We start from the raw sequence: 23,640 nt of genomic DNA on the forward strand, positions 1-23,640 counted from the left end.
CCAGTCACAGTTGCATCTCCACAAACGGGACGCATCCGCCGATCCCATGGACTGACGGATGCGTCCTCGCTCGCTGCACGATATCCACACACGTGCCATTTCGCTGGAGTTCTCGTGAAGTTCAGACATAAACGATGGCTCGGATCTCGTCCCGTTCCGCGCTGAATACAGGAGGTCTGCGGTCGGCTGTTGGCATTTGGCGGATTCCGCCCTGCGATTATGTGCGGATATGTCACGTCCTCGCAATGCCGCACCCACGTCTGGGAGAATCCACCCATGGCGGCGAGCGCCGGCAAGCAAGAGAAAGAAGGCGTGCGGTGACTCCCGCGGAGAAGAACTGGGCCGGAAACATCACCTTCGGGGCGCGGCGCCTCCATGCCCCCCGCTCGGTGGCCGGGATCCAGGAGATCGTGGCCTCCGGCACCACGGTACGGGCACTGGGCACCCGGCATTCCTTCAGCACCGTCGCCGACACGGCCGGAGACCTCGTGTCGCTGGCCGGATTGGACCGCGTCGTCGAGATCGACCGGGCGGCCGGATCGGTCACCGTCGGCGCGGGGCTGCGTTTCGGGGAGTTCTCCGATGTCCTCCATGAGAACGGCTACGCCCTGCACAACCTGGGCTCACTGCCGCACATCTCCGTGGCGGGCGCCTGCGCGACCGGCACGCACGGCTCGGGCATCGGCAACCGTTCGATCGCCGGAGCGGTCAGGGCGCTGGAGATGGTCACGGCGGACGGCGGGATCGCGGAGCTGAAGCGCGGCGACGCGGACTTCCCCGGAGCTGTGGTCGCCCTGGGCGCCCTGGGGGTGGTGACCCGGCTGACCCTGGACCTGGTGCCCGCCTTCGACGTACAGCAGTGGGTCTACGAGGATCTGCCGCAGTCCCGGCTCGGCGACCCGGACGGATTCGACGAGGTGATGTCCGCCGCATACAGCGTCAGCCTCTTCACCGACTGGCGCGGTGGCCCGGTGAACCAGGTCTGGCTCAAGCAGCGGGTGGACGCCGGAGGAGCGCGGCAGGCACCCGCCGAATGGCTCGGTGCACGGCTCGCGGACGGCCCGCGCCACCCGATCCATGGCATGCCCGCTCAGAACTGCACCCGGCAGCAGGGCGTCCCCGGCGCCTGGCACCGGCGACTGCCTCACTTCCGGCTGGAGTTCACCCCCAGCAACGGGGACGAGCTGCAGTCGGAGTACTTCGTGGCACGGCGCGACGCCGCGGCGGCGTACGAGGCACTGGACCGGATCCGGGACCGGATCGCCCCGCTGCTGCAGATCGGTGAGATCCGCGCCGTGGCCCGCGACGACCTGTGGCTCAGCCCCGCGAGCGGCATCGACGCGGTGGCCTTCCACTTCACCTGGGTCCCGGACACGGCCGCCGTCACGCCGGTGCTCGGCGCGATCGAGGAGGCGCTCGCACCGTTCGGGGCCCGGCCGCACTGGGGCAAGGTGTTCACGACTGCGCCCGAGACGCTGCGCACGCTGTACGGGCAGTACGCCGACTTCGAGAAGCTGATGGCCCGGTACGACCCGTCCGGCACCTTCCGCAACGACTTCCTGGACCGCCACTTCCCGCGGTGACGCACAGTGTGAAGGTCAGCGGCCGTCGCGCTTGTGCCGGTATCGGGACGGCCACGCGGTCGCCGATCTTCCCGGCGCGAGATGTTCCACCACCTCGGCGAGCTCCTCGCAGGCCTGCTCGATCCTGCGACGGATATTCATGTCCTCGCTGACGATCGATGCCAGCAGCAGTGCGGTGAGGGCCATGGAGCCGTTGAGGATCGTCAGATTGAGCATGATCTCAAGGATCGTGTGACCGGTGAACGGTCCCACTTTCTCGCTGCCCGCGACGATCGCCAGCACGGACAGCACCAGGGCACACGGCGCGCTGCCCGCGAGCTGGAAGCGCAGCGCGGCCCAGATGAGCACCGGGAACGTCACGTAGAGCATCGACAGAGAGCTTCTGGTGGCCACCAGGCCGAGCACGACGCAGACGACTGCCAGCGCGGTCGCCTCTGCCCACCGGTCGGTCCTCCGCGGCAGCCGCGCCCTGCGCATCACGAGGAGCAGCGGGGTGACGATGAGTACGCCCATGGCGTCCCCCGCCCACCAGGCCGCCCAGACCGGCCAGAAGTGGCCGAGCGGCAGCCTGCCGGTGAGTGCCAGCATGCCTGTGCCCACGGTGGCGCTGATCAGCATCCCGGCCATCGCACCGAGAAAGACCAGGACCGCCCCGTCGCGCAGCCGGTCCAGCTCCTTCCGGAACCCGGCCCGGCGGAGCATGAGGTACGCACAGACAGGCGCGAGGGTGTTGCCTGCGACGATGCCGGGGGTGGCGAGGTCGACCGGGCCGGTGATGGTGGCGACGACGAGCAAGGATCCAAGAGCGATACCGGGCCAGATACGCAGGCCGAGATAGAGCAGAGCGCTCAGTGCGATGCCCGTCGGCGGCCAGAGGGGGGTGACTCTGGCTCCGTGGATGGTCACCTGCCTGAGCAGACCGATCTGTCCCGCAGCGTAGTAGGCGGCGGCAACCGCCAGGATACTGAGGGCGGTCACCGCCGTACCTCTGGTTCCCTCACTGCGGATCACAGCTCTCATGAGACACCGCGGGCCCGGGGCGGCGGCTGTGTGACACGCTCGGCTCGGGGATGCTCACGGTGCGCTGCCGGCGTCACCCGTCGTCACGCTGTGCGGCCCGGGATGCGTCGTGGCGCAGGACAAGTACGGCGGCATCGTCCTCGTGCCCGGTGCGCTCCGCCGCCTGCAGCACCGCGTCGGCCAGCTCGTCGGCCCCGGCCCCGGCGCGTGGGGCCACCAGCCGCACCACCGTGTCCATGCCCTCCTCGATCGGGAACGACGGCCCCTCGACCACCCCGTCGGTGAGCAGCACGAACACCCCCGGGGTCGTCAGCCGGTGCCGCGTGACCGGATACTGCGGACCGGCCTGAATGCCCAGCGGCAGACCGCCCGCGTCCTCGGAGATGCCGGAACGTCCGTCGACCGTCGCCCATACCCCGGCCACATGTCCGGCGCGCGCGGTGTCGAGTACCCACGTGCGCGGGTCGAGACGGGAGAACGTGCAGGTCGCGAAGAGCGTGCTGTCGACGGACAGCAACAGATCATTGGTGCGGCTCAGTATCTCGCCCGGATCCGAGGTCGTGGCGGCGATCGCCCGCATCCCGATCCGGATCTGCCCCATGAACGCGGCGGCTTCGACGTCATGGCCCTGTACGTCCCCGATGGCGAAGGCGAGCGTGCCGTCCGGCAGCGGAAAGCAGTCGTACCAGTCGCCACCGATGTCCAGGCCGTTGCGGGCCGGCGTGTAACGGGCCGCCGTCTGCAGACCGGGTCGGGTGGGCAGGGTGGCCGGCAGCATCTCGCGTTGCAGCGCCTCGGCCAGCTCCACGCGCGCCTGATGCAGCTGCACCTCCTGCCGCGCCCGGGCGGTGAGCCGCTGCAACGTCGTGAGCAGCTCCTCCGCACTCACCGAAGTGGGAGGACGACGCCGGTTCATGGGCCGCTCCGCAGTGCATTCGTTCGCGAGCCGCAACACACAGGGCCTGACGTGGCGGGACGGAACCGTGAGGCCCTTCTTCCGGCTGCCCCTGCATCATATTTCGACGTTGAACACTCTGCAGTGCGAGCAGCCGCCGGCGGATCGCATCGTGCCGACCGGAAGGGGCCGGGCCGGGAGCGCGCGAACGGACGCGTGTGGAGAGATCCTGAGAACAGGACCGCGTCGTGGCGGCTCATCGTGGCCGGACGCGGGAGAGGAGGTGCGCGATGACACGCACGCTGGAATGGAAGCTCCGCCTCGATCTCTCCGAGGAGGAGGGCACGACCAAGGCCGAGGCCGTGCTGGACACCGGTTCCGAGAAGCTCACCGGCCACGGGGTGGCGCGCTGCAACCCGACGGACGTGGATATCCCCAGCATCGGTGACGAACTCGCGGCGAGCCGTGCGATGAAGGATGTCGCCGGCCAGCTGATGAGAGAGGCGGACCGTGAAATGGAGTCAGTGGGTGCCGGACCCCCGAAGGGTCCCCTCGGCAAGCCGTACGCCTGGACCGACGTGTCGAGCTGAGGCCCTGGTTTCGGGTCGGACCGGATCAGGGTGTGGCCCGCCGCCGAGTGACCGGTGTCGCCGCGGTGCGCGCGGCCGCACGGCGGAGGGGGGAGACAACGGGATGGCTTGCCCCCTGCCTTCAGGGCTGTTCCTGTCCCCCGGAGGACGTATGACACGTATTTCATTGAAGTGTTCACGATCAGCACCCGGCTGACCCGGGTGACCCGCGAGATGACGCACCGCGATCCGGACACGGCACCGGCCGCCGTTGCGGCGGCCGTCCCCGACCGGAGCGGCGGCACCCGGCCGGGCGAGACGCCGGGTGCCGTCCTCTACACAGGGGGCCGACGTGCCACCGCACGTGGAATCGCGGCCCTCGTGCTCTCCGACAACCGGGAGCGCGACTATCCCGCGCTGCTCGCGGATCAGATGCGGCGGCTGCACCGGCCGGCACACCGGGTGGTGCGGTCCAACCCGCGCCAGGCCGGACCGGGTTCCGAACCACGGGCAGCGGTCATGGCAGCAGCGCTGCCCGGCGTGGACGCGTTCGTCGACGAATACAGCCTGCAGGCCCTGGAGCAGTTGGCGGCCGTCGTCGGTGGAGCCGCACCGGCAGGCGGTGAGTGCCATGCGTGAGATCCTCCCGGCGCTGAGCCGCTGGTACGCCTCCGGTGAACCGTTCGGACTTGCGACGGTCGTCGCGGTCACCCGCAGCGCGCCCCGCGGACCCGGGGCGGCGATGGCGGTGGGGCCCGGAGACGAAGTCGTGGGCAGCGTCTCCGGCGGCTGCGTCGAAGGCGCCGTCTTCGACCTGGCCAAGGAGGTCGTGGAGACCGGACGGGCACAGCTCCACACCTTCGGATACAGCGACGAGGACGCCTTCGCCGTAGGGCTCACCTGCGGAGGCGAGATCACCCTCCTGGTACGTCCCGTGTCGGCCGTCACCGACCCCGCGTTCGGCGAGGTCGCCGCGTCGGTCGCCGCACACCGTCCGGTGGTGGTCGCCACCGTGACCGACGGCCCCGCCCCGCGCGGCGCCGCGCTCGCCGTATGGCCGGACACGGTGTCCGGCTCCCTGGGCACCAGCGGCCTCGACGTCGCCGTCACCGCCGACGCCCGGGGCGAACTGGCCCAAGGGGCAACGGGCCTGCGCCACTACGGACCGCGCGGCGAACGCCGCGAGGACGATGTCACCGTGTTCCTGCAGTCGTTCGCGTCGCCGCCGCGCATGCTGGTCTTCGGTGCGATCGACTTCGCCGCCGCCGTGGCCCGCATCGGCGCGTTCCTCGGCTATCGGGTCACGGTGTGCGACGCCCGCCCGGCCTTCGCCGATGCCCGCCGCTTCCCGGCCGGGGCGGAGGTGGTCGTCGACTGGCCGCACCGCTACCTGCGCGGCACCGACACCGACGAGCGGACCGTGATGTGCGTACTCACCCACGATCCGAAATTCGACGTCCCGCTGCTGGAGGTGGCCCTGCGCTCCCCGGCCGCGTACATCGGCGTGATGGGGAGCCGCCACACCCATGAGGATCGTCTGGCCCGGCTGCGCGAGACCGGACTCGGCGAGGCGGAGCTCGCGAGACTGCGCTCGCCCATCGGCCTCGACCTCGGCGCCCGTACCCCCGAGGAGGTGGCCGTCTCGATCGCCGCGGAGATCGTCGCGCTTCGCTGGGGCGGTACCGGCGCCCCCCTGGCGGACACGGCCGGGGCGATCCACCGGCCGCGACCGAAGTCCGTGTGAGGAGGAGACCATGCAGTTGCACAACTCATTCACCGTTCCGGTACCGGTCGACGAGGCGTGGCGGGCGCTGCTCGACATCGAGCGGGTCTCGCACTGCATGCCCGGCGCCACTGTGGAGGACTTCGACGGCGAGACCATCAAGGGCTCCGCCGAGGTGCAGGTGGGGCCGATCACCGTGACATACCGCGGCACGGCGACCTTCCTGGAGAAGGACGAACCGGAGCACCTGATCGTGCTGGCCGCCAAGGGCAAGGAGGTGCGGGGCCAGGGCATGGCCGCGGCCGCCGTCACCGGGACGCTCGTCGAGCGCGGCGGCGGCACGACCGTCACGGTCGACACCGACCTGACGATCACCGGACGGCCGGCCCAGTTCGGCCGCGGAGTGATGAGCGAGGTCAGCGACGGGCTCATCGGGCAGTTCGCCGGCCGCCTCTCCGCACAGCTGTCGGAGGCGGCAGCGGCCGCGCATGGACCCGCAGCGCAGAACGGCGCCGCGGAACCGGCTGCGCGCGGGCCCGTCTCGCGGACCGGCGCCGCGGAGCCCGAACCCGCGGCACCGCTCGTGGGCGGCGGCACAGGCGCACACGAGGCGGAACCGGTCGATCTGCCGCGCAGGGCGGGTGCGCCGGTGGCCGAACGCGCTGCGGCGGTCCTCGGCGCGGCCGCCCTTGCCGCGCTGGTCGTGGTTCTCCTGCGCGCGATCTGCCGCCGGCGGGGCGGCCACGGCCGGTCCGGTGAGGGGCCGGCCGGCCCAGGTGCCGCGGCCGGCCGGACCGTCGTGGTCCCGATCGGTTCTCAGCCGACGTAGGTGATGTCCGAGGGGGAGTGGATGCGGTTGCTGCCATCCGCTCCGGTACCGTTCCTGGTGGGTTCGCCGCTCATCACACCCTTGTGCAGATGTCGATATCGGTGCCGGCATCGTCATGGATCGTGAGGCCCGAGAACTGAGCTGCGTCACCGTAGTTGGTGTTGATGCCGACGAGGGTGTCTCCCGGCGAGGTGACCCGGATGTTCTGCAGTTGGACGTGCCGGCCGTACATCGTGGAGCAGTTGCCGCGCGAGCGGTACAGCTTGCCGAATTCCTCGACGAACCCCGGCAGGGGCAGCCTGCGGGCGCGCCCTCGGCACTCGTGTGACCGCAGATGCCGGCCGCTCGGGCCGTAGCGTTGCCCCTGCCAGAGATCGATCCGTGCGATTCCGGGGCGGGATGACGCCATGTGCTGGAGTGCCACCGCCGATCTCGTGGCCGGTACGGGCATCGCCGCGATCGGAGCGGCCTGCGTCGCGCGCACTCGCCGAACCCGTGATCTGCCGCTCGCCGCACTGCCGTTGCTTCTCGGAACCCATCAGATCATCGAGTCGATCGTCTGGCGCTCCGGTGGCGGCACGGGCCCCGCCACCGTGGCCTGGGCCGTCATCGCCCTTCCGGTGCTGACGTTGTGGGTGCCGCTCGGGGCTGTGCGCCGCGCCGCCGCATGCCCGGCGCCGACTCCCGATCCCGCTCACGGTGGGCGCCGTGACCGCCACCTCCCCCGCGTCCTCTCTGGCCACCCGCCCCGTGACCGCAGAGATCCACGGCCACACCCTCGGCCATGTCCTCGACCTTCCCCACTCCGAACTGCTGGTCGTGGGTTACCTCGTGGCCACGGTCGGCTCTCTGCTGCTCTCCGGCGACCGGCTGCTCCGGCTGCTCGGCGTCCTCGTCGCCGTCGGGGCCGTCGGGGCCGGGGTGTGTGCGGCGCTGTGGCGGCTGGAGTTCGTCTCGACCTGGTGCGCGTTCGCGGCGGTGTGTTCGGTCGTCCTCCTCGTCCGGGCGCGACGCGGTCCGTCTGCGGATCCACGGACACCGGCGCAGAACTGCTGAGGTTCACTCCACCGACGGGGCCGGCAGCCCGATGGGATTGGGGAACGGCAGCACCTTGGCCTCCAGCACCCGTCGGGTCGGCAGCTCCAGCGCGGCGAGCAGGGTATCCACGGTGGTGTCGTCGAGCGTGCGCAGCAGCCGGGCGGCCAACCGGTCGGTGGCGTCCTCGATCAGAGCCCGCTCCCCATGGCCGCGTGGCGTGGCGGCCCCGTCCGCGTCGACGAGTCCGCGCGCACGCAGCCGCTCCTGGGCCGCTGCCCACTCCTCCTCGCTCCAGCCCCGGTCGAGCCGGATCCCGTCGCGGGGGACCCGGTCGGTCGCGGCGGCGAGAACGAGGGCCTCCGGAGCGTCCAGACCATGGTCGGCGAGCACGGCTACATGGGCGTCTCCCCGGAACTCCCGTACAGATGTGCTGAGTTGCCACAGTCTCTCCACCGGGTCATCGCGGTCGCAGAGCGGGCGGTTGGCGGCGAACAGGGGCCGGGCCATCAGGGGCGCGTCCTCCACCATGGCCGCCAACGGCGGGCAGAGCTCACCGGCCCGGGCCTCGATGCCGGGGATCACCTTGCGCAGCGCCTCGGCGGCCCGCTGGGCGCGCATGTCCGTCATCGCCCCGGGAGAGACGATCTGCCACGCCGCGGGCAGTGCCCGCGCCACCATCCCGGGGGCGAAGACACCGAGTGCAGCGGCGGCCGCACCCGGGTCGACCCGCCCCATCGGGGCGGTGCGCGCGGCGAAATATCCCATCCAAAACCCCTTCAGGCCAAGGGATTTGCCCATGGCGCGGCACTGCGCGTCGAAATACGTGACCGCATGGAGGGGTTCGGTGCGTAGCCACAGGGTGCGGGATCTCGACTTCATGCACACCAAGCTAACGCGCGCCGAAGTGCCGCTCCACGATCGCCGTGGTGTCGGTGCCGCGCGGCAGGATGCCGTACTGGTGACCGCGGTCCGCGCCGAGGCGTGCGGCGACGAACGCCTCGGCCATGGGCGCCGGAGCATGCCGCAGCATCAGCGAGGACTGCAGGGCGAGCGCCATGCCCTCGACCGTCGCCCGCGCACGGAACTCCGCGGCGAGCGGATCGGGCAGATCCGCGACCAGCTCCTGACGCACCCGACGCACATGGGCGTCCAGCGCAGCACTGGCCCCGGCCGTGGTCTCCAGCTCGGCCCAGAAGGCATCCAGGGACTGTGGGGTCCTGGCGATACCACGCAGCACATCGAGCGCGATCACATTGCCGGAGCCCTCCCACACCGCCATCACCGGCTGCTCGCGGTAGCGCCGGGCGAGCGGCCAGTCCTCGGTGTAGCCATTGCCGCCCAGACACTCCAGGGCCTCGTACGCGTGGTGCGGACCGCGCTTGCAGATCCAGTACTTGGACACCGCGGTGGCCAGTCGGCGGAACATCGTCTCGGACTCGCTGCTGCCGGTCTCGTAGGCCCGGGCGAGGCGTAGCGAGGTCCAGGTCGCTGCCTCCGTCTCCAGGGCCAGGTCGGCGAGGACGGCTGTCATGGCGGGCTGCTCGACCAGCCTGGCACCGAAGGCGCTGCGGTGCTGCGCGTGCCAGATCGCCTCGGACACCGACTGGCGCATGCCCGCGGTGGTGCCGAGAACACAGTCCAGACGGGTGTGGTTGACCATTTCGATGATGGTGGGAATGCCGCGACCGGGCTCGCCGACCCGCACCGCCCAGGTTCCGTCGAACTCCACCTCGGACGACGCGTTCGACTTGTTGCCGAGCTTGTTCTTCAGCCGCTGGATACGGACGGTGTTACGGGTGCCGTCGGCCAGCACACGCGGTACGAGGAAGCAGGTCAGCCCGGCCGGGGCCTGGGCCAGAACGAGGAAGGCGTCCGACTGCGGGGCCGAGAAGAACCACTTGTGGCCGGTCAGCAGGTGGGTCCGGCCGTCGGGGTCGGAGGCCACCGGAACCGCGCGGGTGGTGTTGGCGCGAACGTCGGATCCCCCCTGCTTCTCCGTCATGCCCATGCCGAACGTCAGCCCCGACTTGCTGCCCGGAGCGATCAGCCGTGGGTCGTACGAGCGGCTGAGCAGGCCCGGGAGCCAGTCACGGCCCACCTCGCCGTCGCGCTGCAGGACGGGGACCACGGCGTGCGACATCGACATCGGGCAGGCGTGGCCCGGCTCGATCTGGGCGAACAGCATGAACGACGCCGCCCGCGCGACCGCGGCACCCGGCTTCGGATCGGCCCAGGCCGCGGTGTGCGTGCCGTAGCCCACGGCCGCGCCGATGACCTCGTGGTACGCGGGGTGGAACTCGACTTCGTCGACGCGAGTGCCGTACCGGTCGTGGGTGCGGAGCACGGGAGGTGATGTGTGCGCGAGCTCCGCGCTTTTCTGGAAGGGTTCCGAGCCGACCAGGCTGCCGATCTCATGGAGCTCCGGCTCGTGCCAGGCCGCGCCGAATGCCCGTACCGCCTCGGAGAGCGGCAGATTGGTGCCGTACTCGTCCAGGCCGGTCCGGGGCGGCACCTGATTGGTGACCTCGTGGGTGGGGTGCGATGCGGGAGCCCCCGACCGGAGGCCGGTGGGGTGGGCGGTGACGGTCATGGCGGCGGTCCTGTCTGACGTCGACGGTAGGAATTTCGGCCGGGAGGTTGCTCTGCTGGTACGGCGGTGCGGGGGAGCGGTCAGGTGCCGCCCGCTCCCACCGCTCTCAGGCACAGGGCGGCGATCTCTGCCACGACCGGCTCCGGGTCGGTGCGTTCGCCCACCGGGGAGAGCGGACCGAGCAGCGCCTCGCTGATCGCCCCGATCACCGCGGCGGCCGAGAGCCGGACGTTCTGCACGGGCAGCTCGCCGGCCTCGATCCCCGCGGCGATGACCATCTCGGCGAGGGTGTGGTAGCCGCGGCGATAGGTCAGCCGCTCCGCCTCGACCAGTGGATCGACCGGCTCGGCGAGCAGCGCCCAGGCCGTGCGGGGGGTCCGCAGCGCCCGGAACGCGAAGACCTCGACCAGGGTGCGCAACTGCTCCGCCGCCCCGCTTGTGGCGCCCACGGCCTGCTGCACCGCGGTGAGCTCATGACCGGCGACATGACGGAAGACCGCGGCGAGCAGCTCCTGCTTGGAGGCGAAGTGGTTGTAGACGCTGCCGGTGGCGACTCCGGCCCGCTCGGCGAGCGCGGAGATGCTGGCCGCGGCGTATCCGCCCTCGGACAGCAGTTGCCGCGCGGCGTCCAGCAGCCGCTGGCGATGCGCGAGCCGGGTCGCCTCGGTACGGGCGGTGGGGCGGTAGGCCATGATGCTCTGAACCTCGATTCATAACTTCAGCTCCCACTGAACCACCGTTGTGTCCGCCGCGCAAAGAATCGTGGTCGTCGGCCGGCGACGGCAGGGAGGTAGAACCCTCTTTCTCCTTTCTCCGGGTAGCAGAAAGCCCGTTCGAGGCCGGTCGAGCGACGGCTGTTACAGAATTCCGTGCCGGTCTCGCAAGGGTGAGCCGTGGTGCGCGCGGGTTGACGTGGCGCGCGCTGTGCCGGGTGTGCCGGTATCGAACGGGTGGGTGCAGTGGTCAGCGATTGACAGGTACCCGGGTAGTTGAATACGTGCCAAATGCACGCGTGTGTGACGGAAATGTCTGCATTTCGTAACACGTAATGAGGCGTGTGCCGCAAATCGGGCAATAGGGCCAAAGTGTGTGCTCTCGGCATCACGCCGGGACCGATCAACGCTCGGGCCGCACGGTCCGGGCCTGCACTTGAGGGGTTTTCATGTCCCGTTCCGCACGGCGGTTCGCTGCTGCCGTTATTGTTGCCGGCGCGCTGGTGGGCGCCGCCGCTCTCCCGGCCGCCGCCGACGACAACGACCGCGGTTATGGCCGGCCGAGCTCGTATTCCGGCGTCGACCTGGGCGACATCCAGTACAACAGGCCCGGATCCGACAACGGCACCAACCGCAGCTACGACGGGTGGTGGGGCCACGGACGTGACGACGACAACCGCCGTCACGAGAATCGCGATCACGATGGTTGGGGCCACAAGGACCGCGACCACAAGGACCGCGACCACAAGGACCGCGACCACAAGAACCGCGACCACGATGGTTGGGGCCACAAGGACCGCGACCACAAGGACCGCGACCACAAGAACCGCGACCACGATGGTTGGGGCCACAAGAACCGCAACCACAAGAACCGCGACCACGATGGTTGGGGCCACAAGGACCGCGACCACAAGAACCGCAACCACAAGGACTGCGATCACAAGGACCGCGACCACAAGAACCGCGATCACGACGGTTGGGGCCACGACGGTCGTCGTTGACCCCCTGCACCCACCTGTCCTGACCCTCTGACCCCCGCTCCCTGACCCGGGAGCGGGGCCCCGCCCCATTCGCCCGCGGCGCACCCCGGCCCCCGGCCGGGGTGCGCCGCCTGACTCAGAGGTACCGGTCCATGGGTCGGGTAGTTGTACAGGTCCTCGTCCTCGCCCTGCCGCTCGCGGCGCCCGGCCGGCGTGGGCAGCAGCGGTGTCTCCGTGTCCGGGCTGAACATGATGCGCTCAGTGGTCCGGTCGATCTCGGTGAGGGACCGCCGTGTCGATGCGGGCTCCAGAGCGGCGGGCAGCTCGGACGGGGGGCAGCACGGTGCTGCGAGCCGTGGCGGTCACGGCCATCACCGGCGTGCACAGGGCGACGACGACGAAGGCCAGGGTCCGCAGCGGGTGCGGCACCGCGCGGCTCGCATGCGGTTCTCCGTGGGACGTGTGCGTGCCCATCCCCTTGTGCTCCGTCGCCCTGCGGACCGGGGTGACCGGAGGGTGCCCACGTCATTCGGGGCGCGCGATCTCTTGTTCGGCCCAGAGCGCCTTGCCGGTCCGGCCGTATCGGGTGCCCCAGTGGGTGGCGAGCTGGGAGACGATGAAGAGCCCGCGTCCGCCTTCGTCGACGGTGCGGGCGTGGCGCAGGTGCGGGGCCACCGGACTGTTGTCGTGGACCTCGCAGGTCAGCGAGCGCTCCAGGATGAGCCGCAGGTGCAGCGGCGGGGTGCCGTAGCGGACGGCGTTGGTGACCAGCTCGCTGACGATCAGTTCGGTGGCGTAGACCGTCTCGTCGTCGAGGTCCCAGCCGTCGAGCCGGTCGCGCACGAGCGTACGGGCGATGGCGGGTGTCGTCCGGTCGTGGGCCAGCTCCCACGTGGCGACGTGGTCGGGCGGGACGGTGCCGGTCCGGGCGAGGAGCAGGGCGACGCCGTCGGGGAAGCTGCCGGACGGCAGGTTGTAGACGACGTCGTCGCACAGCTCCTGCAGGCTGCGTCCGGGGTGCACGAGCGCCTCCCGGACCCGCGCGGCGCTTTCGGCGTCAGGCAGCAGCGCGCGGGTGCCGAGCGCCAGGACGCTGCCCTCTTCCAGCTGAAGGGTGGCAGTGGCGAACGGGGCGCTGTCGGCGGAGAAGAGGGCGGGCCCCTCAGGTAGGTCGAAGGGCGGCGTCCTGCCGTCGGGGCCGATGACGAGCGGCTCGGGATGCCCCGCCAACGCGATCGTGCAGCGGCGCGTGAACGGGTCGTAGACCGCGTACAGACACGTCGCCGTCAGAGATTCCCGGTGCAGGGAGTCACCGGGGGGCAGTGCGGCACGCTCCTGGGCCAGGCGGCCGGCCGTGTCGCTCAGCCGGGCCAGGACCTCGTCGGGATCCAGGTCGAGGCCGGCCAGCGCATGGATGACCGTACGCAACTGTCCCATGGTGATGGCCGTCTGGAGACCGTGCCCCGCGACATTGCCGACAACCATTGCGGTGCGGGCGCCGGACAGGCCGATGGCGTCGAACCAGCAGCCGCTGTTGCGCCCGGGAAGGAGGACATGCGCGGTGTCGACGGCGACATGGCTGCTCTCGTGCTGCGGCAGCAGCCGCCGCTGCACCGTCGACGCGATCACATGGTCGCGCTCGAACCGGCGCGCATTGTCGATGCTCAGTGCGACATGGGCGACCGCGGTCAGCGCGAGAGCGACGTCGTACTCGTCGTACGGCTCCGACCCTCCGCGGCGGTACAGGCTCACCAGGCCGAGGACGGCGCCACGCAGCTTCAGCGGGGCAACGATCAGCGAATGGGCCCCGATCGCCCGGATCAGCCGGGCGCTCTCGGGATCCGCGACCAGCCACGGGGTGTCCGCGTCGAGCCGGATCCGACGGGGCCGCAGGTCGGACATCGCCAGGGCGAACGGGGTACGGGCGGGCAGCCTGCGTGTGTCGCCGACGAGACCGTCCTGGGGACCGGTGCCCTCGGCACCTCGCAGCGCTGCCCGCCGCAACGGCACTTCGGGCGCCAACGGGCCCACCCGAGGATCCGCACCTCGCAGCACATCGTCCACCACCTCGACCACGGCGAAGTCGGCGAACCCCGGTACGACCGCGTCGACGAGCGCCTCGCAGGTGGTCGCCACATCGAGGGACCGGCCCACCTCCTTGAGCACGCCGGCCAGGGTCGCGGACCGTGCGCGGGCCTTCTCACGTTCGGTGACATCGACGACCGAGGCGAGCAGGCCGAGGGTCTGCCCCTGTACGTCGTCGAGGCGGTAGACGGAGACCATGAGATTGCGATCCGGACCGGGCGTGTCCTGGAGGCGGCCCCGGATGAGGCGGTCGCGCACGGGCGCGCCGGTGTCCAGCACTCGTTGCAGCACCGCCCTGGCCTCGTCGGGCCGTTCGAGGTGGTACGCGTCGGAGAAGGGACGCCCGACAAGCCGCTGGGCGTGGGCAGGGTCGGACAGGGAGTTGATCCGCACCAGCCGCAGCTGCGGATCGAGCACATGGAGGCCCACCGACGACTGGGTGAACAGTCTTTCGAGGAGCGCGGTCCCCATGGCGTCGGGCGGCATCGGCGCGGGGACGGTGGGACCTGCGTCCGACACGGTTGCACCCCGATCGCGCTCTGCTGGTCTCTGTGCATCGACACGTATGGGATCAGTGTCCGCGCTGCCCGCGCGCCCGGCCACCGATATGTGGCAGACGGGTGAACGCGGAACAGAGGCGTCGGCACACCCCCCGGCGGAGGGGGCGGCAACCTTTCCGCTTCCGGCGGCAACTGACGTGACGACATCCGCCCCCGGCCCCGAAGGTGCCTACCGTGGCTCATCCGCATCACCGAACCGCCCGCAGACGCCGCGCAACCCGGTCGCACACCCTGTTCACCGCACGGCCCTGGCGTGGCAGAACACCGCGTACGACCAGCCACCGCACCCCAGTTTCTTCATCGGGACCGGAATGCCGACGGCGCCGCGGCCGAACGTCTCCACGCCGTGACCACGGGCGCCTGATCCAGAGCGGCCTGTCGGGACGGTTCTCCGTCCCGGCAGGCCGTTCGGATACGAGGAGGACCCGACGCGGTCACTGAGGGAGACAGGCTCTCAGGCGGAGCCGACCTCGGACGCCTTTCCGGGGACGGAGGACGCCGCGGAGGACCGCGGTGTCATGGACTCCGTGTTCGCCGGCTCCGGGGCCGGCCGGGACGCGGGCGACTCGGTGACGGGCGGTGGTGCGGAGGCCGTCGGCTCCGGGGAACGCGGGGACGGCGAATTCGGCGGCTCGGTCGACGGCGACTCGGATGCGGGCGGGTGCGAGGACGGGGACTCGGATGCCGGCGACTTCGATGACGGCGACTTCGAGGACGCCGAAGCCGACGGGCAGGGGCCGGTGGAGGGGCAGGGTCGCGGTGTGCGCTCGGCGGGCGGCTCGGTCTTCTTGTCGCTGCCACCGGTGTCACCCGCCTTACGGGCGAGCCAGTCCCCGGACTTCGGGTCGAACATGATGAACTCGTCCACCACCTGGGCCGCGGGTTTCACCACCACGACGTGCGAGGAGCTGAATCCGGGCCAGGCGTCGCCCTTCAGCCGTGTGGTGCCCTTCACCGCGACCGGCGGGAGCAGCGGATTCCCGCACGCGCAGCGCACCCGCGGTACACCGTGGTCGTCGACGAGAACGGCCGTGCCCGCCTGAAGCACCGCCTGGTAGCTGGTGGGGGCGCCGTTCCGGTACCCGTGGTTGGTGACCCGGGTGTCCATCCGCAACTGGACGGGGGTCAGCGCCCGCAGGTAGTCGGGGACGCCCGACGGATCGATGCCCAGGACGGAGGCGAAGGCCCTGTTCTTGTCCGGATCGGCTGTCAGCGCGGTGATCTGTTTCTCCACGTCGCAGCTGGCGACCTTGCGGGTACCGCCGTACAGACCTGGGGTCGCCCCGTCCACGCCCTGCGTGACGTTGGCCCGGGTCTCCGACGGGTTGGGCACCGGGGTCGGTGTCGCCGGGGCGCTGGTGCGCGCCGTCGACTCGGTGAACGGATCCTGCCCGGCCGACCCCGTCGGCTGCAGGAACACCTCACCCGCCGCCACCGAACCGCCGTGGGGGCGGGTGAGCACGATGGTCAGGACCACCGCGGCCACGAGGGCGGCGCCGATCGACGCCATCTTCGGCACGGAACGCCACCAGGGACGGCCCGGACCACCGGGTCCGCCCGGGACGGATGGCCCACCGGTGGAGCCACCACGGCCACCGCCACCGCCCGACGGGACATCGGGCGGTGGCGGCACGGAACCCGGCTTCGAGGGGCCCGAGAGCGGGCCTGAAGGGGGGCCTGTCGGGCGGCCGGACGACGGCGGTTGGGCACTCACGGGCTCTTCTTCCCAACGGAGGGATCAGTCCCAGGTTCTTCCGTTACCCGCCCATTGTGTGCCGGGTACTCGCGCGGCCCGCAAGCTGACGCCGTCGGGCCCTCCCAGGGGGCGGATGGCCGCGCTCCTGCCTAGCGTGGCAGCGTGAGCCACCAGGGAGCCATCGACCGAAGCGGAGCGCCGCGCGCCGCGCACGGCTGGGGTGAAGCTCTCCTGGCGGTGCTCGCCGGACTCGTGGTCATGGCCGTCACCGCGGCCCTCGGTCTCTGGGCGGCAGGTGCGACCGGTCTTCCCGCGGGCGCGTTCGCGCGTGTCGTCGCGGCCGTCGTGGTGATGGCGGCGGGCGGCTCCGTCTCCCTGTCGGGAAATGTCGGGGAACTGGCCAGCACCCATGCGGAATTCTCGGTGCTTCCGCTGTCCGTGACTCTGGCCGGGGCCCTGGTCATCGCCGCCGGCTTTCTGCGGCCCCTGCGCCACCGGGCGGTCGCGGGCGCACGCGAACTGGCCGGCTGGGCCGCCCGGGTGGCAGTGCTGTGGGCGCTGGTCCTGATCGGACTGTCGCTCCTGGCCCGTCAGAGCTTCGACGTCCCTGTCCAGGATCTTCCCCGGGATGTCATCGGTGACCTGCTGGGCGCCTCGCCGAAGGTCGGATTCAGGACCGACGTCCCGCTCACCCTGCTCCTCGGCCTGCTCTGGCTGGTGGGCGTCCTCGTCCTGGCTCTCGTCGTGTCGCGCGGCGCCCCGCTCCCGGCCCGCCTGCTGCGCTTCCAGGAGTCGGTGCGCCCAGCCGCGTACGCAATGGTCGCGCTGCTGCTCGCGTACGTCGTCCTGGGCGTGATCGTCGGACTCGTCGTCGTGGTGACCCGGGGCCACCCGGCCGAGACGTTCGCCGTGATCCTCCTGGGGCTGCCGAACCTCGTCTGGCTTGCGTACACGCTCGGGCTCGGGGCGTCCTGGGAGGGCAGGGTGGACGGGCCGTTCGGGCTGCCCATGCCACAGGTGCTGGACTCGGTTCTGCGTACGCCGGACCTGTCCACCCTCAGCGTCTCCACGCTCGCCGACCACGACAGTCGGGCCTGGTGGCTGGTCGTCGCCGCCGCCGTGCTGAGCCTGGCCGCCGCCTTTCTCATGGCGGTCCGCTCGCCCAGCTGGATGCGGCCTTGGCAGCACGCCGTACACATGGCGGTGGCGCTCCTCCTCACCGTGCTGACCATCTGTCTCGTCGCCGGGGTCTCGGTGCACTACGGCCTGTCGCTGCTGGGCATCGGGGACCTGGGTGGCGGTCTCGGCGGAGAGGTGACGCTGCGCCCGCGACTGGGATCCGCGCTCGTCGTCGCCGTCGCGTGGGGGCTGGTCACCGGCTTCCTCGGCAGCCTGCTCGCCTCAAGGATCCACCGGCGGGGAGAAGTCCCGGCGGACGGCTGAGGCGGTTACGGACTTCGCCTTCCGTACCAGCCCGGGGAACACGGGCAGTGCCCAGCGCGGCGGCGCGGGCGGCGGTTCGCCCCCCGCCTCCGTGGCCCAGGCACCGATCCGCATATCCACCTGCGTCGGCGGATGGTTCTCCTGCACTGCGCCCCGGGCGGCACTGCGCAGTGCCGCCACGAACTGCAGACACGAGTCGTACCGGTCGTCCGGGCTCTTGGCCAGGGCCTTCGCCAGTACGCCGTCGACGGTGGCCGGGAGATCGGGGCGCCGGCCGGTCAGCGGTGGCGGCGGGTCGAACTGATGGGCCCACAGCAGCGCCATGTCGTCGTCGCGCTGGAAGGGCGGCGCACCGGCCATCGTCTCGTACACGACACAGGCCAGGCTGTAGACATCGCATCGGCCGTCCACCGGGCGGCCGGAGATCTGTTCAGGCGCCACATAGTCGAGCGTGCCGACGAACTGGCCCACCGAGGTGAACCCGGTCAGCGACAGCGACTTCTTCGTCAGCCCGAAGTCCGTGAGGTACACATGCTCCGGGTGGTCGCTGTCCGTGCCCGCCGCGACCAGTATGTTGCCGGGTTTGACGTCCCGGTGCACCAGATCGTGGTCGTGGGCGGCATCGAGCGCGGACGCCACCTGCGTGGCGATCCGGACCGCCGCCGCGATCGGGAGCGGACCCTGACGGTCGATGAGGGCGCGCAGGTCCTGCCCGGCGACGTAACGCATCGCGATGTAGAGGATGCCCTCGGTCTCCCCGGCCTCGAAGACCGGCACGATATGCGGGTGATCGATCGCGGCGGCCACCCGCGACTCATGGGTGAACCGCTTGCGGAAGGTGTCGTTGCGGGCGAGTTCGGGGGCGAGCAGCTTGAGGGCGACGGTGCGGTCCAGTCGCAGATCCCTGGCCCGGTACACGACGGCCATGCCGCCGCGGCCGATCTCGCTCTCCACCTGGTAGCCGGCGATCCGTCTGCCGAGCAGATCGGACGGGCGGCCCACGGGCAGTGCCGTGTCCTGCCGGGGGTCGGGGGAGTGCGGGGCGCCCGGCGCGGGGTCGGGGGAGATCATGCGTCACCCGTCCGGGTGGGTGGATGCGCGATGTCCGCCCCGGACCGGTCGACGGGCCGCAGGAGCTGCGTCGGCTCGGCATCGGCGGGATCCGCCGGGCGGTACGGGGCCACCTGCACGGGGTCGACGATCTGCGTCGGCTCGGGCTCCCGTGCGTGTGCCTCGCCCTCTCCGCGGTCCGTGGGGGCACTGCTCGGCCGACCGGGACCGCCCGAGGCCGCGTACGTGCTCAGCTGTGTGCCGTCGCAGTACACCCAGCGCTCATGCTCGGCGTCGTACAGCCACATCGCCTCGCCGTCGACGACCATGCCCACCCGCAGCCCCTGGGTCCGGCGGCGGAAGGTCTCCCCGTCGATCCGGCCCTCGGCCAGCTCCTCCGCGGCGCGCCGGTACTGGGTCAGCGACTCCTGGACCCGCGCCATCAGCGGCCGGGGGTCCGCGGTGCGCGCGAGCGGCTGTCCGGACTCCGGCGGGCCGTGGGGGACGGAGACGAGCAGCCGGCCGTCGACCCATGCCGACCAGCCGTTGGCGCAGAGGATCTGCCCCCAGTCTCCCCGCCGGCCGAGCAGCTGGACGGGAAGCAGCGGGTCGAGCGGCTCGGTGGGCCGGGTCGGGTCGGGTGCCTCCCAGGCGGACATCCCGTCCGGGGGGACCACGTGTGTGGGGCGGAACCCCGGTGTCGTCATGGGCTCCCGCCTCCGCTACTTCCGCATGATGACGGGCTCGTGCCGGCGGAGCAGCCGCGCCACCACCAGTCCGAAGACGACCGACAGCACCACCAGCATCCCCATGTTCAGCAGCCACGCCGCCGCGGTGTGCTCGAACAGCGGATCCGCGCTCACCCTTCCCGGCACGATCCTGGCGAGCCCGATGGTCCCGCCCATCGCCGCGAGCGCCCACCGGGACGGCACCAGCCACGCCAGCTGCTCCAACCCGGGCACCCCGTGCAGTTTCAGCAGCGCACCGCAGAACACGACCTGGACGATGGCGAGGAGCACCAGCAGCGGCATGGTGACCTCCTCCTTGCGCACCAGCGCGGAGACGAGCAGACCGAGCATCATCGCCGTGAACGACAACAGGGCCATGGCCAGCGTGACTTCGACCAGTGGTGGCAGGAGAACGCCTTTGCCGCCCGGGGCGTTCAGATCGACGCCCACCAGACCGACCAGCGTCAGAACCACCGCCTGCAGGACCGTAACGGTGCCCAGGACCACCACTTTGGACATCAGATACGCCGATCTGGACAGCCCGACGGCCCGCTCCCGCTGGTAGATCGCCCGTTCCTTGACCAGTTCCCGTACGGCATTGGCGGCGCCGGTCAGCACGCCGCCCACACAAAGGATGAGCAGCGCGTTGATCGCCGTGTCCTGGGTCAGCCGACTGCCGGCCAGGGCCCGGGTCATCGCGCCCATCACGAACGGCAGAGCGATCATGATGGCCAGGAAGGTCCGGTCGGCGCTCAGCGCGGCGGCGTACCGGCGCACGAGCGTCCACAGCTGAGCGCCCCAGCTCCGGGTCTTCGGCGGTGGCGCGACCGGGGCGACCGCGGCGTGCGGCAGCCGGGGCTGCGCGGTGGAGTTCGCGATGCACTGCCGGTGGAACGGGGACGCGCGGTACTCCGCCGACCAATCCCGGCCCCGGTCGTGCTCGAATGCCTCGAACGCCTCCGGCCACTGCTCGAACCCGAGGAAGGCGAGTGCGTCTTCCGGGGGCCCGAAGTAGGCGGTCTTCCCGCCCGGGGCGAGAACCAGCAGCCGGTCGCAGACGTCGAGGCTGAGCACACTGTGCGTGACGACGATGACCGTACGCCCGTCGTCGGCGAGCCCCCGGAGCATATGCATGACCGAGCGGTCCATACCGGGGTCGAGCCCCGAGGTCGGCTCGTCGAGGAAGAGCAGCGACGGCTTCGTCAGCAGCTCCAGCGCGACGCTGACGCGCTTGCGCTGGCCGCCGGAGAGGCTGTGGATCGACTGTTCCGCCCGCCTTTCCAGACCCAGCTCACGGATCACTTCGGTGACCCTGGCCCGGCGTTCGGACGGGGCTGTGTCGTGCGGGAAGCGGAGCTCGGCGGCATACCCGAGGGCGCGGCGCACGGTCAGCTGGGAGTGCAGGATGTCGTCCTGCGGGACGAGCCCGATGCGATGGCGCAGCTCGGCGTAGTCGTGGTAGAGGTCGCGGCCGTCGTAGAGGACGCTGCCCTCGTCGGCCGGGCGGAGGCCGGTCAGTGCGTTGAGCAGGGTGGACTTGCCTGAGCCGCTCGGACCCACCACGCCGAGCAGGCACTTCTCGCCCACCGGGAAGGAGACCTGGTCGAGCAACGTCTTGCGGCCCCGGTCCACGGTGACCGCCAGGTCCTGTACATCGAGCGAGACCTCACCGGTGTCGACGAACTCCTGCAGCACGTCGCCGACCAGAGAGAACTCGGAGTGACCGATACCGACGATGTCACCGGCGGCGACCGGGGCGCGGCCGACCAGTTGGCCGTTGAGATACGTCCCGTTGTGCGAGCCGAGGTCGACGATCTCGTATGTGCCGTCCGGATGCGCCCGCAGTTCGGCGTGCCGGTGCGAAACGGTCAGGTCGTCGACGACGAGGTCGTTGTCGGCGCTGCGGCCGATGCGTACGGTATGGACGGGCCGCGGTCGCACAGTGGTCGGCTGCCGGAACGTAACGGTGGCGGCCGGCATGGAGACGGTGGACGGGCGGTCCGCCGGATGCAGAGCGGGGGCCGGGGGTTCCTGACCGACCAGAACGGCGCACGGCCCGTCCGCGGGATGGCCGAACCGGATGACGCTGCCGGGTCCTACGCCCGACTCGTGGATGCGCCTGCCCCCGGTGTACGTACCGTTCGTGCTGTTCTCGTCCTCCAGGGACCAGTGGTCCGCCACGGGCCGGAGCACCGCATGGTGCCACGAGACCCGGACATCATCGATGACGATGTCGCTCAGCGGGTCGCGGCCGACGTGGTAGTCCCGGCTCGGACTCATCACCGTGGGTCCTGCGTCGGTTTCGAGAATGAGCTCGGGCGCAGTCGACGCGACAGGCCTCTCTGACATGGTCGAATTCTATCTATTGGTGGGGATATCTGCTCATGGGTCCACGCCGGGCCGCTCTGTCGCAACATGGCGGGCTCACGGGGCCGGCGCGCATGTCCCCAGGCCTGACCGGACCCGATTTCCCGGCCGTCGTGGTGCGATGCCCAGCGGCCACGCTGTCGGCGCACGCTTTCGCTCGGAGAGCCGGCGCGGACAAGTCGTCGACCCGGCAGGGAAGGAGACCCGTCGCCGACCCGGGTGACGATCACTGAAGCAGACCCGCCTCATGGTGCCCGCCTCGTCCTCGCCGGGGCAGATCCCCGATGCATCGTTCCCGGCCGGATCGCGTGGGCACAGAATGGCTTGATGGCACACGTACGTGACGATCCATCGTGGTGACGCCATCCGTCGCCGGGGGTTACCTGATGGCCGGCCCCGGTTCGCTGGTGGCGGCACCTGATCCGACCGGCGACTTCGCCCGCCGAGCCGTGTCACGCACCGCGGTCCCCCAGCGGTAGGCTCGCCCTGTCGGAAGGATCCCGGTGGCGGCGACTCCGCCGCCGAACTGGGGAGGTGAAGTGCAGAGACGGCGAAACCCCGGCCATGGTGCCGGGAGCTCTGCCCCCGGCGGAGACCGCGGGGCCCTCCTGATCGAGGAAGCGGTCTCCGTCATCTGCCTACGGCCCGAGAGGAGCGCAGAGCCGGCTGCGACCGAGATCGCACCGCGAGGTGTGAGGGAGTGGCCCCGCCTACCCGCCCGTGTAGAAGCCGATCGTCGCTGCCGTCGTGGCCGCCACGACCCCCCCGTCCGCGCCCGAGGCGGCATAAGCGGCGCCCCACTCCTCGCCCGACCGCGTCATGAACTCCTTCGCCTCGGGCGACGTCTGCCAGGCCGCGGCGTCCGCCTTGCTGATCTCGCCGCCCGCGAGGTGCCTCCCGAGCCCCAGGAGCATCAGGTCCCAGCCGACCCCGACCGCCCCTGGCCCGAACTGCCCCCAGAACTCCTCCGGCACCACGGCCACATGCTCCAGCTCGAACACCGTCCGTCCCTCGCCCTCCGGCGTGAGCCGCACCTCGACCTCGCTGAACCCGGGATCCGGCCCGAACAGCCAGGTCACCCGCAACCGCTCCGGCGCGACGCACTCAAGGATCTCGCCTCCGGCGTTCCCCTCCAGCTGGTACTGCCCGCCGACCTTGAACTCCCCACTCACCGGCAGGAACCACCGCCCGATCCGCTCGGGTGACGTCACCGCGTCCCACACATCGGCAACCTCGACGTCGTAGGTGCGCCGCAACAGCACCGTACGAGCCTCACCCTCCTCGATCTGCCGCCCGCCGACCTCCCGGTGCAGCCGGTTGATCTCCTCGACGATCTCACTCATCCCTGCTCGCTCCCTCGCTCAGCCTGCGCTCGCGCTTTCCCCGCGCGATCTCCGTCCCCAGCGCGTCGAGCCGCTGCTCCCAGAACCCCCGGAACCTCTCCAGCCATGCGTCCACCTCCCGCAGCGGCCCGGTCTCGACGGCGTACAACCGCCGAGTCCCCTCCGCCCGCACGGAGACGAACCCGCTCTCCCGCAGCACCCGCAGATGCTGCGACACGGCCGGCTGCGAGATCCCGAATTCCTCGCGGATCACGGCACTGACCTCACCCGATGCCTTTTCACCCGATGTGAGTAGTTCCAATATTCGGCGCCTGACCGGGTCCCCAAGAACATCGAAGGCATGCACACGCCCGACTATGCCATCATTCGCTTATATAAGCGAACCCTTAATAAAGAGCGCAACATCTACCCGCATCCGGGTGTGCAGC

General features: G+C 70.9%; 20 protein-coding genes and 2 pseudogenes. 9 read left to right on the forward strand and 13 right to left on the reverse strand.

Going from position 1 to position 23,640, the window contains the following annotated elements:
* Positions 1 to 317 precede the first annotated feature (317 nt).
* Entirely contained in the window at positions 318 to 1,583 is a 1,266-nt protein-coding gene (locus tag OG972_RS37270) for an FAD-binding protein (RefSeq protein ID WP_266989073.1), read from the forward strand.
* Positions 1,584 to 1,598: 15 nt separating this feature from the next.
* Here the strand turns inward: OG972_RS37270 and OG972_RS37275 are convergent, their stop codons facing one another.
* Complete coding sequence (locus tag OG972_RS37275; protein ID WP_266990963.1) at positions 1,599 to 2,594, reverse strand: MASE1 domain-containing protein; 996 nt, start codon at positions 2,592 to 2,594, stop codon at positions 1,599 to 1,601.
* A gap of 82 nt (positions 2,595 to 2,676) precedes the next feature.
* Complete coding sequence (locus OG972_RS37280) at positions 2,677 to 3,519, reverse strand: PP2C family protein-serine/threonine phosphatase (protein ID WP_266989075.1); 843 nt, start codon at positions 3,517 to 3,519, stop codon at positions 2,677 to 2,679.
* Positions 3,520 to 3,788: 269 nt separating this feature from the next.
* Between OG972_RS37280 and OG972_RS37285 the strand changes: the two genes are divergently transcribed.
* The 4 genes from OG972_RS37285 to OG972_RS37300 all read left to right on the forward strand — a co-directional run bounded on the left by OG972_RS37285 (position 3,789) and on the right by OG972_RS37300 (position 6,619).
* On the forward strand, positions 3,789 to 4,088 hold the full coding sequence (locus OG972_RS37285; RefSeq protein WP_266989077.1) for a DUF1876 domain-containing protein: 300 nt from the start codon (positions 3,789 to 3,791) through the stop codon (positions 4,086 to 4,088).
* Positions 4,089 to 4,259: 171 nt separating this feature from the next.
* Positions 4,260 to 4,706 (forward strand): VWA domain-containing protein, encoded by a 447-nt coding sequence (locus OG972_RS37290; RefSeq protein ID WP_266989079.1) that lies wholly within the window; start codon positions 4,260 to 4,262, stop codon positions 4,704 to 4,706.
* Complete coding sequence (locus OG972_RS37295; protein WP_266989081.1) at positions 4,699 to 5,811, forward strand: XdhC/CoxI family protein; 1,113 nt, start codon at positions 4,699 to 4,701, stop codon at positions 5,809 to 5,811. Before OG972_RS37290 ends, OG972_RS37295 begins: the two co-directional genes overlap by 8 nt.
* 10 nt (positions 5,812 to 5,821) lie before the next feature.
* Positions 5,822 to 6,619 (forward strand): SRPBCC family protein, encoded by a 798-nt coding sequence (locus tag OG972_RS37300; RefSeq protein WP_266989083.1) that lies wholly within the window; start codon positions 5,822 to 5,824, stop codon positions 6,617 to 6,619.
* Positions 6,620 to 6,692: 73 nt separating this feature from the next.
* Here the strand turns inward: OG972_RS37300 and OG972_RS37305 are convergent, their stop codons facing one another.
* On the reverse strand, positions 6,693 to 7,028 hold the full coding sequence (locus OG972_RS37305; RefSeq protein WP_266989085.1) for a pectate lyase: 336 nt from the start codon (positions 7,026 to 7,028) through the stop codon (positions 6,693 to 6,695).
* Here OG972_RS37305 and OG972_RS37310 point away from each other — a divergent pair.
* A pseudogene (locus tag OG972_RS37310) lies at positions 7,027 to 7,675 on the forward strand (DUF6629 family protein). The gene OG972_RS37305 and the pseudogene OG972_RS37310 sit on opposite strands and share 2 nt — an antisense overlap.
* Before the next feature lie 3 nt (positions 7,676 to 7,678).
* Here the strand turns inward: OG972_RS37310 and OG972_RS37315 are convergent.
* From OG972_RS37315 to OG972_RS37325, 3 genes are all read right to left on the reverse strand, one after another.
* The gene (locus tag OG972_RS37315) at positions 7,679 to 8,536 is read right to left on the reverse strand and encodes a hypothetical protein (RefSeq protein ID WP_266989087.1); all 858 of its coding nucleotides are present in this window, start codon (positions 8,534 to 8,536) and stop codon (positions 7,679 to 7,681) included.
* Positions 8,537 to 8,546: 10 nt separating this feature from the next.
* On the reverse strand, positions 8,547 to 10,247 hold the full coding sequence (locus OG972_RS37320) for an acyl-CoA dehydrogenase family protein (RefSeq protein WP_266989089.1): 1,701 nt from the start codon (positions 10,245 to 10,247) through the stop codon (positions 8,547 to 8,549).
* Between the two features lie 80 nt (positions 10,248 to 10,327).
* Complete coding sequence (locus OG972_RS37325; RefSeq protein WP_266989091.1) at positions 10,328 to 10,939, reverse strand: TetR/AcrR family transcriptional regulator; 612 nt, start codon at positions 10,937 to 10,939, stop codon at positions 10,328 to 10,330.
* 470 nt (positions 10,940 to 11,409) lie between these two features.
* Between OG972_RS37325 and OG972_RS37330 the strand changes: the two genes are divergently transcribed.
* Positions 11,410 to 11,961: a hypothetical protein gene (locus OG972_RS37330; protein ID WP_266989093.1), complete on the forward strand. Its 552-nt coding sequence runs from the start codon at positions 11,410 to 11,412 to the stop codon at positions 11,959 to 11,961.
* Between the two features lie 504 nt (positions 11,962 to 12,465).
* On the opposite strand, the gene OG972_RS37335 is transcribed toward OG972_RS37330, so the two are convergent.
* Positions 12,466 to 14,496 (reverse strand): SpoIIE family protein phosphatase, encoded by a 2,031-nt coding sequence (locus OG972_RS37335; protein ID WP_266990965.1) that lies wholly within the window; start codon positions 14,494 to 14,496, stop codon positions 12,466 to 12,468.
* 322 nt (positions 14,497 to 14,818) lie between these two features.
* Between OG972_RS37335 and OG972_RS49335 the strand changes: the two are divergent.
* Positions 14,819 to 14,935, forward strand: a pseudogene (locus tag OG972_RS49335) (hypothetical protein); the annotation flags it as partial.
* A 104-nt stretch (positions 14,936 to 15,039) separates the two neighbouring features.
* Here the strand turns inward: OG972_RS49335 and OG972_RS37340 are convergent.
* The gene (locus tag OG972_RS37340) at positions 15,040 to 16,299 is read right to left on the reverse strand and encodes a DUF6777 domain-containing protein (protein WP_266989095.1); all 1,260 of its coding nucleotides are present in this window, start codon (positions 16,297 to 16,299) and stop codon (positions 15,040 to 15,042) included.
* Between the two features lie 144 nt (positions 16,300 to 16,443).
* Here OG972_RS37340 and OG972_RS37345 point away from each other — a divergent pair, with 144 nt between their 5' ends.
* Positions 16,444 to 17,724, forward strand: coding sequence for a streptophobe family protein (locus OG972_RS37345; RefSeq protein WP_266989097.1), 1,281 nt, complete (start codon positions 16,444 to 16,446; stop codon positions 17,722 to 17,724).
* Here OG972_RS37345 and OG972_RS37350 read toward each other — a convergent pair.
* The 5 genes from OG972_RS37350 to OG972_RS37370 form a co-directional block, all read right to left on the reverse strand.
* Positions 17,683 to 18,795: a serine/threonine-protein kinase gene (locus OG972_RS37350; protein ID WP_266989099.1), complete on the reverse strand. Its 1,113-nt coding sequence runs from the start codon at positions 18,793 to 18,795 to the stop codon at positions 17,683 to 17,685. The genes OG972_RS37345 and OG972_RS37350 overlap by 42 nt on opposite strands.
* On the reverse strand, positions 18,792 to 19,481 hold the full coding sequence (locus tag OG972_RS37355) for a hypothetical protein (protein WP_266989101.1): 690 nt from the start codon (positions 19,479 to 19,481) through the stop codon (positions 18,792 to 18,794). The genes OG972_RS37350 and OG972_RS37355 overlap by 4 nt, the downstream gene beginning before the upstream one ends.
* 15 nt (positions 19,482 to 19,496) lie before the next feature.
* Positions 19,497 to 21,851, reverse strand: a complete 2,355-nt coding sequence (locus OG972_RS37360) for an FHA domain-containing protein (protein ID WP_266989103.1) — start codon at positions 21,849 to 21,851, stop codon at positions 19,497 to 19,499.
* 728 nt (positions 21,852 to 22,579) lie between these two features.
* On the reverse strand, positions 22,580 to 23,212 hold the full coding sequence (locus tag OG972_RS37365; protein WP_266989105.1) for an SRPBCC family protein: 633 nt from the start codon (positions 23,210 to 23,212) through the stop codon (positions 22,580 to 22,582).
* Positions 23,205 to 23,558 carry a helix-turn-helix transcriptional regulator gene (locus OG972_RS37370; protein WP_266989107.1) on the reverse strand — a complete coding sequence of 118 codons (354 nt, stop codon included), beginning with the start codon at positions 23,556 to 23,558 and terminating at the stop codon, positions 23,205 to 23,207. Before OG972_RS37370 ends, OG972_RS37365 begins: the two co-directional genes overlap by 8 nt.
* Positions 23,559 to 23,640: the final 82 nt, after the last annotated feature.

This window comes from Streptomyces sp. NBC_01669 (assembly GCF_026339735.1).
GTDB lineage: Bacteria > Actinomycetota > Actinomycetes > Streptomycetales > Streptomycetaceae > Streptomyces > Streptomyces yanii.

Bases quoted from the DNA above. Each gene is read 5' to 3' on its own strand.
- OG972_RS37280 (WP_266989075.1), bottom strand. From the start codon at position 3,519: ATGAACCGGCGTCGTCCTCCCACTTCGGTGAGTGCGGAGGAGCTGCTC.
- OG972_RS37285 (WP_266989077.1), top strand. From the start codon at position 3,789: ATGACACGCACGCTGGAATGGAAGCTCCGCCTCGATCTCTCCGAGGAG.
- OG972_RS37295 (WP_266989081.1), top strand. From the start codon at position 4,699: ATGCGTGAGATCCTCCCGGCGCTGAGCCGCTGGTACGCCTCCGGTGAA.
- OG972_RS37300 (WP_266989083.1), top strand. From the start codon at position 5,822: ATGCAGTTGCACAACTCATTCACCGTTCCGGTACCGGTCGACGAGGCG.
- OG972_RS37305 (WP_266989085.1), bottom strand. From the start codon at position 7,028: ATGGCGTCATCCCGCCCCGGAATCGCACGGATCGATCTCTGGCAGGGG.
- OG972_RS37315 (WP_266989087.1), bottom strand. From the start codon at position 8,536: ATGAAGTCGAGATCCCGCACCCTGTGGCTACGCACCGAACCCCTCCAT.
- OG972_RS37320 (WP_266989089.1), bottom strand. From the start codon at position 10,247: ATGACCGTCACCGCCCACCCCACCGGCCTCCGGTCGGGGGCTCCCGCA.
- OG972_RS37325 (WP_266989091.1), bottom strand. From the start codon at position 10,939: ATGGCCTACCGCCCCACCGCCCGTACCGAGGCGACCCGGCTCGCGCAT.
- OG972_RS37330 (WP_266989093.1), top strand. From the start codon at position 11,410: ATGTCCCGTTCCGCACGGCGGTTCGCTGCTGCCGTTATTGTTGCCGGC.
- OG972_RS37335 (WP_266990965.1), bottom strand. From the start codon at position 14,496: ATGGGGACCGCGCTCCTCGAAAGACTGTTCACCCAGTCGTCGGTGGGC.
- OG972_RS37350 (WP_266989099.1), bottom strand. From the start codon at position 18,795: ATGATCTCCCCCGACCCCGCGCCGGGCGCCCCGCACTCCCCCGACCCC.
- OG972_RS37355 (WP_266989101.1), bottom strand. From the start codon at position 19,481: ATGACGACACCGGGGTTCCGCCCCACACACGTGGTCCCCCCGGACGGG.
- OG972_RS37360 (WP_266989103.1), bottom strand. From the start codon at position 21,851: ATGTCAGAGAGGCCTGTCGCGTCGACTGCGCCCGAGCTCATTCTCGAA.
- OG972_RS37365 (WP_266989105.1), bottom strand. From the start codon at position 23,212: ATGAGTGAGATCGTCGAGGAGATCAACCGGCTGCACCGGGAGGTCGGC.